At 67.4% G+C, this 12360-nt stretch carries 9 protein-coding genes; 6 read left to right on the top strand and 3 right to left on the bottom strand.

What is annotated here, in order from left to right; translation table 11 throughout:
- Nucleotides 1–377: 377 nt before the first annotated feature.
- The 6 genes from typA (at nt 378) to ACGFU6_RS37290 (ending at nt 8751) form a co-directional block, all read left to right on the top strand.
- On the top strand, nt 378–2249 hold the full coding sequence (gene typA / locus ACGFU6_RS37315) for a translational GTPase TypA (RefSeq protein WP_393617007.1): 1872 nt from the start codon (nt 378–380) through the stop codon (nt 2247–2249).
- A 605-nt stretch (nt 2250–2854) separates the two neighbouring features.
- A complete protein-coding gene (locus tag ACGFU6_RS37310) occupies nt 2855–4495 on the top strand; it encodes an ABC transporter substrate-binding protein (protein WP_393617006.1) in 1641 nt (546 codons plus the stop codon).
- Nucleotides 4496–4664: 169 nt separating this feature from the next.
- Complete coding sequence (locus ACGFU6_RS37305; protein ID WP_393617033.1) at nt 4665–5597, top strand: ABC transporter permease; 933 nt, start codon at nt 4665–4667, stop codon at nt 5595–5597.
- A complete protein-coding gene (locus tag ACGFU6_RS37300; RefSeq protein ID WP_393617005.1) occupies nt 5590–6540 on the top strand; it encodes an ABC transporter permease in 951 nt (316 codons plus the stop codon). Before ACGFU6_RS37305 ends, ACGFU6_RS37300 begins: the two co-directional genes overlap by 8 nt.
- Nucleotides 6541–6551: 11 nt before the next feature.
- A complete protein-coding gene (locus tag ACGFU6_RS37295; protein WP_393617004.1) occupies nt 6552–7610 on the top strand; it encodes an ABC transporter ATP-binding protein in 1059 nt (352 codons plus the stop codon).
- The gene (locus ACGFU6_RS37290) at nt 7603–8751 is read left to right on the top strand and encodes an ABC transporter ATP-binding protein (protein ID WP_393617003.1); all 1149 of its coding nucleotides are present in this window, start codon (nt 7603–7605) and stop codon (nt 8749–8751) included. The genes ACGFU6_RS37295 and ACGFU6_RS37290 overlap by 8 nt, the downstream gene beginning before the upstream one ends.
- Before the next feature lie 209 nt (nt 8752–8960).
- On the opposite strand, the gene ACGFU6_RS37285 is transcribed toward ACGFU6_RS37290, so the two are convergent.
- Genes ACGFU6_RS37285 through ACGFU6_RS37275 form a run of 3 tightly spaced genes read right to left on the bottom strand, consistent with a single transcriptional unit; the run spans nt 8961 to nt 12129 of the window.
- Entirely contained in the window at nt 8961–10085 is a 1125-nt protein-coding gene (locus tag ACGFU6_RS37285) for an ABC transporter ATP-binding protein (protein WP_393617002.1), read from the bottom strand.
- 26 nt (nt 10086–10111) lie between these two features.
- Nucleotides 10112–11137, bottom strand: a complete 1026-nt coding sequence (locus ACGFU6_RS37280; RefSeq protein ID WP_393617001.1) for an ABC transporter ATP-binding protein — start codon at nt 11135–11137, stop codon at nt 10112–10114.
- Nucleotides 11138–11148: 11 nt separating this feature from the next.
- Nucleotides 11149–12129 (bottom strand): ABC transporter permease, encoded by a 981-nt coding sequence (locus ACGFU6_RS37275; protein WP_393617000.1) that lies wholly within the window; start codon nt 12127–12129, stop codon nt 11149–11151.
- Nucleotides 12130–12360 lie beyond the last annotated feature (231 nt).

The following is a 12360-nucleotide window of genomic DNA, read 5'->3' as shown; positions in this document are numbered from 1 at the left end:
GCCCTCCGGTCCTCGGGGCCCCAACCCCGACGGCCGCGGCGCACAGGCAGCACTCCGAGCTCCCCCTCGGAACGGCGGCTTCGGAGCCCCACCTCCGAGGCCGCCGAATGCCGCGTCCGCCCGGAAGACCGTGCTCACGACCACCGGTGAAAACCGCCGGAACACCTGATCACGGGGGCGGAAACACGAAGCGGACGCGGGCTCTCCAGCGCGGTGCGCGCCCGTCCTGTGGCCGGTAAGACTTGCCCGGGAAGCCGCAGGCGCGACCGGCCCGTACCATGGGACTAGCCGTGGCGCGTCCGCCCGGCTGGGCGTACGAGGACTCAAGACCGACTAAGACGCCTGAATCCCCGATCCGAGAGAAGCGCAAGCCACCCATGCCCACGCGCCACGACATCCGTAACGTAGCCATCGTCGCCCACGTCGACCACGGCAAGACCACGCTGGTCGACGGCATGCTCCGGCAGGCCGGCGCCTTCGCGGCGCACGCCGCCGAGAACCTCGACGAACGCATGATGGACTCGAACGACCTGGAGCGTGAGAAGGGCATCACGATCCTGGCCAAGAACACGGCCGTGAAGTACCACCCCAAGGATGGCGGCGACGTCATCACCATCAACATCATCGACACCCCCGGCCACGCCGACTTCGGTGGTGAGGTCGAGCGCGGCCTGTCGATGGTGGACGCGGTCGTCCTGCTGGTCGACGCGTCCGAGGGTCCGCTCCCGCAGACCCGCTTCGTGCTCCGCAAGGCCCTGACGGCCAAGCTGCCGGTCATCCTCTGCATCAACAAGACGGACCGCCCGGACTCCCGGATCGCGGAGGTCATCGACGAGACGTACGACCTCTTCCTGGACCTGGACGCCGACGAGGACCAGATCGAGTTCCCGATCGTCTACGCCTGTGCCCGTGACGGCGTCGCCTCGCTGACCAAGCCGGAGGACGGCACCGTCCCGCCGGACAGCGACAGCCTGGAGCCGTTCTTCAGCACGATCCTCTCCGCGGTCCCGGCCCCGGAGTACGACGAGGACGCGCCCCTCCAGGCCCACGTCACCAACCTGGACGCGGACAACTTCCTCGGCCGTATCGCGCTCTGCCGTGTCGAGCAGGGCGAGCTGCGCAAGGGCCAGACGGTCACCTGGATCAAGCGCGACGGCACGCAGTCCAACGTCCGCATCACCGAGCTGATGATGACAGAGGCGCTCACCCGCAAGCCCGCCGAGAAGGCCGGTCCGGGCGACATCTGCGCGATCGCCGGTATCCCGGACATCATGATCGGCGAGACCCTGGCCGACACCGAGAACCCGATCGCGCTGCCGCTGATCACGGTCGACGAGCCGGCCATCTCGATGACCATCGGCGCCAACACCTCGCCGCTGGTCGGCAAGGGCGGCAAGGGCCACAAGGTCACCGCCCGCCAGATCAAGGACCGTCTGGACCGCGAGCTGGTCGGTAACGTCTCGCTCCGCGTGCTGGACACCGAGCGTCCCGACGCCTGGGAAGTCCAGGGCCGTGGTGAGCTCGCCCTCGCCATCCTGATCGAGACCATGCGCCGGGAGGGCTTCGAGCTCACCGTCGGCAAGCCGCAGGTGGTCACCAAGCAGGTCGACGGCAAGACGCACGAGCCCATCGAGCGCATGACGATCGACTCGCCCGAGGAGCACCTCGGCGCCATCACGCAGCTCATGGCGACCCGCAAGGGCCGCATGGAGACGATGACGAACCACGGTTCGGGCTGGGTCCGCATGGAGTGGATCGTCCCGTCCCGCGGCCTCATCGGCTTCCGTACGGAGTTCCTCACCCAGACCCGCGGCACCGGCATCGCGCACTCCCTCTTCGAGGGCCACGAGCCGTGGTTCGGCGATCTGCGCACCCGTCACAACGGTTCGCTCGTCGCGGACCGCGCGGGCGTCGTGACGCCGTTCGCGATGGTCAACCTCCAGGAGCGCGGTGTCATCTTCACCGAGGCCACCACGGAGGTCTACGAGGGCATGATCATCGGTGAGAACTCGCGCGCCGACGACATGGACGTGAACATCACCAAGGAGAAGAAGCTCACCAACATGCGTGCGGCTTCCGCGGACACCACGGAGAACGTGGTGCCCGCCCGCAAGCTGTCGCTCGAGCAGTCGCTGGAGTTCTGCCGCGACGACGAGTGCATCGAGGTGACCCCGGAGACCGTGCGTATCCGCAAGGTCGTCCTGGACCAGAAGGAGCGCGGCCGCTCGGCCTCGCGCGCCAAGCGCTGATCCGCCGCCCGTCCGGCGATCCGCCGGACACGGCCGCAGGACACGGCTGAAGGGGCCCGGCACCGCTCACCACGCGGTGCCGGGCCCCTTTGCCGTGACCGCTGTGCCGTGCCGCGAGAGGCCCGAACAAGCCATGTGCGCCCGCGTATTGGTTAGGCTTGGGCCGTCCGCAACCGGTGGCCCGCAGTCCGCTTACGGCGGCGGGCCGGCCGCGCCGGCACTCCGTGATTCGCCGGGTGCCGGACGGGGTGCCGGGCCCCGACAGGTCAACCCGATTTTGTGGACCATGCGTCCGGATATCGGGCGTCGCTCTCCGGAACATGTGTTAACAGTCCGTTTCGGGTGTGTCTGTCTGGGGTCATTTTGTCCGTATTTTGATCCGAGCGGCCAGGGGATGTTGTCAAACCGAGACCCTTTAAGTGTGGTTTACAGCCCAGTCGTACTTAATAGTTGGCTCCATTGAGCTCGGGTCAATGGGTCACGCACTGTGGGGAGTGCCGACTCACGAGCACACTCAGGGCACTGAAACGATCACCGTCAGGGGTGTCGGTGTATCAATCCAGTGCCCTTCTTGTAGTCAAAAGTGGACTCATGAGGAGGAACCCATGCGTGGTGCCAAGAGCGCCAAGTGGGTCGCGGGAGCGGCCATCATCGCCCTGGCTGCGACCGCTTGTGGCGGCGGTAACGACGACGCCGACAAGGGCAAGGGTGGCGACAAGGGCGCCGTCAACGCCGATGGCATCTTCTCCGTCGAGGTCGGTGAGCCGCAGAACCCGCTGCAGCCGGCCAACACGATGGAGTCGAACGGCAGCATCGTCACCGACTCGATCTTCTCGCAGCTGGTCGACTACGACCCGGCCGGCAAGCTTGAGATGATCAACGCCGAGTCTGTCGACACCAAGGACAGCAAGCTCTGGACGGTCAAGCTCAAGAAGGACTGGAAGTTCCACGACGGGACCCCGGTCACGGCGGAGTCGTACATCAAGGCCTGGAACTGGGCCGCCAACATCAATAACAACCAGACCAACGCGTCCTGGTTCGGCGACATCAAGGGCTTCTCCGACGTCCACCCCGAGGACGCCAAGGCCAAGCCGAAGTCGGACGTGATGTCCGGTCTGAAGAAGGTGGACGACTACACGTTCACCATCGAGCTGAACTCGGCGCTGCCGTACTTCTCGTACAAGCTCGGCTACACCGTCTTCTCCCCGCTCCCCGAGTCCTTCTACGCGGACCCGAAGGCCGCCGGCGAGAAGCCGGTCGGCAACGGCGCGTACAAGTTCGTCAGCTGGGACCACAAGAAGCAGATCAAGGTCGTCCGCAACGACGACTACAAGGGTGCTGACAAGGCGAAGAACGGTGGCGTGGTCTTCAAGAACTACACCACCCTCGAGACCGCCTACGAGGACCTGAAGTCGGGCAACGTCGACGTTCTGCGTCAGATCGGCCCGAAGGACCTCCCGGTCTACCGGGCGGACCTCGGTGACCGCGCGGTGGACAAGCCGTACTCGGCCATCCAGACGATCGCCGTCGCGTTCTACACCAAGCAGTTCAAGGACATCGACCCGAAGGTCCTCCAGGGCCTGTCGATGGGCATCGACCGCGACACGATCACCAAGACCGTGCTCCAGGGCACGCGTGAGCCGGCCACGGGCTGGGTCGCTCAGGGTGTTCTCGGCTTCCAGAAGGACGCCGCGGGCGACGTCACCAAGTACGACCCGGCGAAGGCCAAGAAGCTCATCAAGGACGGCGGCGGCGTCCCGGGCAACAAGATCTCGATCCAGTTCAACGCCGACGGCGGCCACAAGGAATGGGTCGAGGCGGTCTGCAACAGCATCAAGCAGTCCACCGGTGTCAACTGCACCACCGACTCGAAGGCCGACTTCCAGGCCGACACGAACGCGCGTGACGACAAGCAGGTCAAGTCCCTGTACCGCTCCGGCTGGGTGCTCGACTACCCGGTGAACGCGAACTTCATCTCGGACCTGTTCCGTACCGGCGCAGCCGGTAACCAGGGTGACTTCTCGGACAAGGGCCTTGACGCGGAGATCAAGAAGGCCGACTCCGCCGCTTCCCTCGACGACTCGGTCGCGGCCTACCAGAAGATCGAGAAGGAGCTGGTGAACTTCATGCCCTCCATCCCGCTCTGGTACTACAAGGTCAACGCCGGTTACTCGGAGAAGGTCCAGAACGTCGATTACGCGCAGGACGGCGACCCGATCCTGACCCAGATCGAAGTCAAGAAGTAACCACACCGACGTAGTCCGCGCGCACGCGCGGGACCGGCACTGAAGGACCGGTCCGCGCCTGCCCGCACGCAGTGGCCGGGGGGCCCTTCCGCGCGACCGACGACCCCACAGGGGAAGTCGGGGCGGGGGAGGGCCCGTCGGCTGCCGCCGCCTATTACATGGAGGCATGATGGGGCGCTATGTCGCACGACGACTGCTCCAGATGATCCCGGTCTTCCTCGGGACAACGCTGCTGATCTTCCTGATGGTCTACACGCTGCCCGGCGACCCCGTGCGCGGGCTCTTCGGGGACAAGGGAGTCGATCCGGCCACACTGGCGAGAATTCGCCATGAAAAGGGCCTTGATCTGCCGATTCTGCAGCAGTACTGGAATTACATGACAGGCATCGTCCTGCATTTCGATTTCGGCGATCAGGTAGCCAGCGGGCGTCCCGTCACGGACGTCCTCGGCGACGCGTTCCCCGTCACCCTCCGGCTGGCCGGCATGGCGTTCGCCATCGAGATCGTCGTGGGCATCAGCCTAGGGACGATCGCCGGCCTGCGCGCCGGCCGGCTCACCGACAACGTGATCCTGGTCTTCACCCTGCTGATCATCTCGATCCCGGTGTTCGTCCTCGGTTTCATCATCAAGACGGTGTTCGCCTTCCAGCTGGGCTGGATAGACCCGAACGTGTCCGGTGACGCCAAATGGAGCGAACTACTGGCGCCTGCCATCGTGCTGGGGTCACTCTCACTCGCCTACGTCGCGCGGCTCACGCGTACGACGATGGCCGAGAACCTGCGCTCGGACTACATGCGCACCGCCATCGCCAAGGGACTTCCCAAGCGGCGCATCGTCGGTGTGCACCTGATGCGCAACTCGCTGATTCCCGTGATCACCTTCCTCGGCACCGACCTGGGCGCCCTGATGGGCGGCGCGGTCGTCACCGAGGGCCTGTTCAACGTGAAGGGCATCGGCGGCACGATCTACGAGTCGATCGTCAAGCGCGAAGGCACGACGCTCGTCGGCCTCGTCACCATCCTGGTGCTCGTCTATCTCTGCATGAGCCTCATCGTCGACCTGCTGTACGCGGTCCTGGACCCGAGGATCCGTTATGCCTGACGTGACCAAGACCGCTCCCGCGCCCGAGGACGCCAAGGCGCCCATCGCGGACCCGTCGGCGGTAGTGAAGGCCGAGAAGGCCCGCAGCCTGTGGGGCGACGCCTGGCGGGACCTGCGCTCCAACTGGTACTTCATCATCTCCTCCGTACTCATCGTGATCCTGCTGGTGATGGCCGTATTCCCCAGCCTGTTCACGAGTGCCTCGCCGTCCTCCGCGGACCTGGTCCACCACTACCTGGGCAAGCCGGAACTGAGCAAGATCGGTTCGCCCGGCTGGCTCGGTTACGACGGCCAGGGCCACAGCGTCTACGCCCGTGTCATCTACGGCACCCGCGCCTCGATAACCGTCGGCGTCTGCGTCACCGTCGCCGTGACGATCGTCGGCGGACTGGTCGGCATGCTCGCCGGTTACTTCGGCGGCTGGGTGGACGCGCTGCTCTCCGGCTTCTTCACCAACGTCTTCCTCGGAATCCCGTTCCTGCTCGGCGCCATGGTCGTCCTGCAGGCCTTCTCCGAGCGCAGCGTCATGGTCGTGATCTTCGCGCTGGCCTTCCTCGGCTGGACCCAGATCGCGCGTGTCATGCGTGGTGCGGTGATCGTCATCAAGCAGTCGGACTACGTGCAGGCCGCCAGGGCGCTCGGCGCGGGTACCGGCCGGATTCTCTTCCGGCACATCCTGCCCAACGCCATGGCCCCCGTGATCGTGGTCGCCACCATCTCGCTCGGCGTCTACATCTCGGCCGAGGCGACGCTGTCCTACCTCGGTCTCGGTCTCGCCGACCCGACCATCTCCTGGGGCATCGACATCTCCGGTGGAGCGAGCCAGATCCGCACCGCGCAGCACATCCTGCTGTACCCGTCGATCATGCTCAGCATCACCGTTCTGGCGTTCATCATGCTCGGCGAAGCCGTCCGTAACGCCCTCGATCCCAAGTCGCGATAAGGAGGGTGAACGTGACCACCATCGACAAGACCGCCGAAGTCCCGTCCCCGCGCTCGGGTGACGACCACGTCGGCCCGCTGCTCGACGTCCGTGACCTCCACGTGGAGTTCCACACCCGGGACGGCGTGGCCAAGGCCGTCAACGGTGTCAACTACAGCGTGAACGCCGGTGAGACGCTCGCCGTTCTCGGTGAGTCGGGCTCCGGCAAGTCCGTGACGGCCCAGGCCATCATGGGCATCCTCGACATGCCGCCGGGGAAGATCCCGCAGGGCGAGATCCTCTTCCGCGGCCAGGACATGCTGAAGATGTCCTACGAGGAGCGCCGCAAGATCCGCGGCCAGAAGATCGCGATGATCTTCCAGGACGCGCTCTCCTCGCTGAACCCGGTCCTCTCCGTCGGCTACCAGCTCGGCGAGATGTTCCGGGTCCACCAGGGACTGTCCAAGAAGGAAGCCAAGGCCAAGGCCATCGAGCTGATGGACCAGGTCAAGATCCCGGCCGCGGCGGCCCGGGTCTCGGACTATCCGCACCAGTTCTCCGGCGGCATGCGCCAGCGCATCATGATCGCCATGGCGCTGGCCCTGGAACCGGACCTGATCATCGCGGACGAGCCGACCACCGCGCTCGACGTGACGGTGCAGGCCCAGGTCATGGACCTGCTCGCGGAGCTCCAGCGCGAGTACAACATGGGCCTGATCCTGATCACCCACGACCTCGGCGTCGTCGCCGACGTCGCGGACAAGATCGCCGTGATGTACGCGGGCCGGATCGTCGAGACCGCCCCGGTCCACGAGATCTACAAGCGGCCGGCGCACCCCTACACCAAGGGGCTGCTCGAATCGATCCCGCGCCTTGACCAGAAGGGCCAGGAGCTCTTCGCGATCAAGGGCCTGCCGCCCAACCTGCTCCACGTGCCGTCGGGCTGTGCCTTCAACCCGCGTTGCACCATGGCGCAGGACATCTGCCGTACGGACATCCCGGCCCTGCGCCCGGTGACCGAGCAGGACGGCGCCGAGCTGGTCGGACGCGGCAGCGCCTGCCACTTCTGGAAGGAGACGATCCATGGCTGACATCAACAAGGAGCCCGTGGACGCCACCCCCAACGTCTCCGACGTCGAGACGGCCGACGCGGCCACCGAGGCTCAGGCCGTAGCCGCCATCGACGCACCCGTGTCGCAGGGCGAGCCGATCCTCCAGGTCCGCAACCTGGTCAAGCACTTCCCGCTGACCCAGGGCATCCTGTTCAAGAAGCAGGTCGGGGCCGTCAAGGCCGTGGACGGGATCTCGTTCGATCTCTACGCGGGCGAGACGCTCGGCATCGTGGGCGAGTCCGGCTGTGGCAAGTCCACCGTCGCCAAGCTCCTGATGACGCTGGAGCAGGCCACCGCGGGCGAGGTCTTCTACAAGGGCCAGGACATCACCAAGCTGTCCGGCCGTGCGCTGAAGGCCGTGCGCCGCAACATCCAGATGGTGTTCCAGGACCCGTACACCTCGCTGAACCCCCGTATGACGGTGGGCGACATCATCGGGGAGCCGTACGAGATCCACCCCGAGGTGGCTCCCAAGGGCGACCGCCGGCGCAAGGTCCAGGAGCTCCTGGACGTCGTCGGTCTCAACCCGGAGTACATCAACCGCTATCCGCACCAGTTCTCCGGCGGCCAGCGCCAGCGCATCGGCATCGCCCGCGGCCTCGCGCTCAACCCGGAGATCATCATCTGCGACGAGCCGGTCTCCGCGCTCGACGTGTCGGTGCAGGCGCAGGTCATCAACCTGATGGCGAAGCTCCAGGACGAGTTCAACCTGTCCTACCTCTTCATCGCGCACGACCTGTCGATCGTCCGGCACATCTCCGACCGGGTCGGCGTCATGTACCTCGGCAAGATGGCCGAGATCGGTACGGACACGCAGATCTACGACCACCCGACGCACCCCTACACCCAGGCGCTGCTGTCGGCGGTTCCGGTCCCGGACCCGGAGGCCCGTGAGGGCCGCGAGCGGATCATCCTCTCCGGGGACGTCCCCTCCCCGGCCAACCCGCCGTCGGGCTGCCGCTTCCGCACCCGCTGCTGGAAGGCCGAGGCCAAGTGCGCCGAGGAGATGCCGCTGCTGGCCATCCCCGAGCGCTTCAAGACCTCCACGACGCCGGCCGCGCACGAGTCGGCCTGCCACTTCGCGGAGGAGAAGGACGTGGTCGGCGCGGCGGCCTCGTAACCGTCCGCCCACCGCACCCAGGGCAGCAGAAGGCGCCCGGAACCGATCGGTTCCGGGCGCCTTTCCCGTATTCCCGGAAACCGGGCGCGCAGGTGGCTCGGGTCAATGGGCCGACGTGCTCGGTTCCCTGGGCCGGTGGAGCCCCGTGGCCGGACGGACCGGTCGGGTACGTCGTCCACGGGGCTCCACCGGGGCCACGGCGAGGGGTGTCAGCCGAGGGCCTTGGGGTCTTCGCCGGTCCTGTCGCCGAGGGTCTTGCCGGGGACCTTGCCGAGGGTCTTGTCCAGGCGCGGCGCCTCGGGCTCCGTACGGGCCTTCGGGACGGCGGAGACCGTACCCGGCTCCTCGGGGTAGTGGCAGGCCGTCAGATGGCCTGCCCGGCTGCCCTCGATCCGGACCAGCGGCGGCGTCTCGCTCGCGCACTTGTCCGTCGCCTTCCAGCAGCGGGTGCGGAAGCGGCAGCCCGACGGCGGGTTGACCGGCGACGGCACGTCGCCCGTCAGCCGGATGCGGTCGCGGGCCGGCACGTCGTCGGCGGTGGCCTCGGGGACGGCGGAGAGCAGCGCCCGGGTGTACGGGTGCCGCGGGTTGCCGTACAGGTCGTCGCGGTCGGCGATCTCCACGATCCGGCCCAGGTACATGACGGCGACGCGCTGCGAGAAGTGGCGCACGATCGCCAGGTCGTGGGCGATGAAGAGGAACGCGATGCCCAGTTCCTTCTGCAGCTTCTGCAGCAGGTTCACCACCTGGGCCTGGATCGAGACGTCCAGCGCCGAGACCGGCTCGTCGGCCACGATGAGCTTCGGCTCCAGGGCGAGTGCGCGGGCCACCCCGATGCGCTGGCGCTGGCCGCCGGAGAACTCGTGCGGGAAGCGGTTGTAGTGCTCCGGGTTGAGCCCGACGGTCTCCAGGAGCTCCCGGACGCGCATCTCCCGGCCGCCGGCCGGGGCGATGCCGTTGATCTCCATCGGCGCGGCGATGATCTTGCCCACGGTCTGGCGCGGGTTCAGTGAGGCGTAGGGGTCCTGGAAGATCATCTGGATCTCGGAGCGGACCGGCGCCAGTTCCTTGCGGGAGGCGTGGCTGATGTCCTGCCCCCGGTAGGAGATCCGGCCGGCGGTCGGCTCCAGGAGCCGGGTGATCAGCCGGCCCGTCGTCGACTTGCCGCAGCCGGACTCACCGACCAGGCCGAGACTCTCGCCCTCGGCGACCGTGAAGTCGAGCCCGTCCACGGCCTGGACCGCGCCGATCGTCCGCCGGATCGGGAAGCCGCCCTTGATCGGGAAATGCTTGGTCAGTCCGGAGACGTCAAGGAGGGGATCGGTGCTGCTCATAGTAGGGAAGTCCCGTCTCTTGTACGTCAGTTGGTTCGCGCGCCGGCGAAGTCGGCAAAGAACTCGGTGCGCTGCTCCGCGCTCAGGTGGCAGGCGGCCCCGCGCCCGCCCGACAGGTCGAGCAGCGGCAGCTCAGTCGCGCACCGGTTGCCGCCGACCTGCTCGGTGAACGAGCACCGGGGGTGGAAGCAGCAGCCAGTCGGCGGGTTGAGCAGGCTGGGCGGCGATCCGGGAATCGGCGACAGCGGTACGTCCACCGGCCCTTCGAGGGTCGGCATGGACCCCAGCAGGCCCCAGGTGTACGGGTGCTGGGGTGAGCGCAGCACCTCCTTCTTGGTGCCGCGCTCCACGCACCGGCCGCCGTACATCACCAGCACGTCGTCCGCGATGTCGGCGATGACACCGAGGTCGTGGGTGATGAAGATGATCGAGGTGCCGGTCTCCTGCTGGAGGTCCTTGAGCAGGTCCATGATCTGGGCCTGCACGGTGACGTCCAGCGCCGTCGTCGGCTCGTCCGCCACCAGCAGGGCGGGGTTGCAGACCAGCGCCATGGCGATCATCGCGCGCTGGCGCATGCCGCCGGAGAACTGGTGCGGGTAGTCGTCGACCCGGAGATCGGGCTGCGGGATGCCCACCTTGGTGAGCATCTCCACGGCCCGTGCCCGCGCCTCGCGTTTGGACGCGCCGGTGTGCTTGCGGAACGTCTCACCGATCTGCTTGCCGATGGTGTGGTACGGCGAGAGCGAGGCCAGCGCGTCCTGGAAGATCATGGCCATCTTGTTGCCGCGGAGGCGCTCCAGCTCCCGTTCCGAGGCGGTGAGGAGGTCCTGCCCGTCGAGCAGGATCTCGCCGTCGATCTCGGTGTGGTCGGGGTGGTGCAGGCCGAGGATGGTCAGGTTGGTCACGGACTTGCCGGAGCCGGACTCGCCGACGATGCCGAGCGTCTTGCCCCGCTCGACGTCGAAGGACAGCCCGTCGACGGCCTTGACCGTGCCGTCTTCGGTGGAGAAGTGCACGCGCAGATCGCGTACGGAGAGGAAGGGGGTGCTCACTGGATCTCTCCCTAGGCGAGGCGGACGCGTGGGTCGATGAGGGCGTACACGGCATCGACGACGATGTTGAAGACGACGATGGCCCCGGCCGCGACCAGCACGACGCCGAGCAGCAGGGGCAGGTCGTTGTCGCTCACGGCTTTGACGGAGAGAGCCCCGATGCCGTGCAGTCCGAAGGTCTTCTCGGTGATGATCGCGCCGCCGAACAGTACCCCGAGGTCGAGGCCGAAGATGGTGACGATCGGTCCCATGGCCCCGCGCCAGGCGAATCTGAAGAACACCGTCCGCCGGGAGAGGCCCTTGGCCCGAGCGGTGCGGACGTAGTCCTCGCTGAGAGTCTCGACGAGCTGGGAGCGTGCCATGCGGGTGTAGTTGGCGGTGAAGATCAGTGCCAGCACCAGCCAGGGCAGCAGGAGCCCGGAGAACCAGGCGGCCGGGTCCTCGGTGAAGGGGACGTCCTTGGGACGGCTCAGGATGTGCCACTGGTCGGCGAGGTAGTACATGGCCACGACGCCGACGATGTAGATCTGCATGGAGGAGCCGATCAGGGACGCCGAGGACGCCACCTTGTCCAGCGCCTTCCCCTGCTTGACCGCGGCCAGCATGCCGGTGCCGACGCCGAAGACCACGAAGACGACCGCGCTTCCGAGGGAGAGGGAGAGCGTCGTCGGGAAGCGGTCCAGGATGGTGCCGAGGACCGGCTCACGGTTGTGGAAGGAGTAGCCCAGGCACGGCGCGGGGCAGTGCCCGAAGGACGTGTAGTCCCGGCCGACGAACACGGCCTGGAGCCAGTGCCAGTACTGCACGGGCAGCGGGTCGGAGATGCCGAGGTTGCGTTTGACCAGCGCCAGTGTCTCCGGCGTGCACACCTTGCCGCAGGCCACACGAGCTGGGTCGCGGGGCGCGACGTAGAAGAGGACGAAGGTGATGGCACTGATGATCAGCAGGATGACCAGTGCGCCGATTGCCCGGCGGATGAGGAAACGGAACATGGCGATGGATTTCCCTGGCAGACGCCGACGAGGGGGAGGGGGCGGGGGGGGGGGGGGGGGGGGGGGGCCGCCCCCCCGGGGGGGGGGGGGGGGGGGGGGGGGGGGGGGGGGGGCGGGGGGGGGCGGGGGGGGGGGGGGGGCCCGGGGGCGGGGCCGGGGGACGGGGTCCGGGACGTCGCCGGGAGTCTCGTCGTCGCCGGCCGCCGCGTAGTGCTCCGGGTCCGCGCCCAG

Origin of the sequence: Streptomyces sp. NPDC048462 (assembly GCF_043200175.1) — a bacterium.
Classification (GTDB): Bacteria; Actinomycetota; Actinomycetes; order Streptomycetales; family Streptomycetaceae; genus Streptomyces.
The sequence above is the reverse complement of the archived record's forward strand: the minus strand, read 5'-3'. Positions and strand labels throughout refer to the sequence as shown.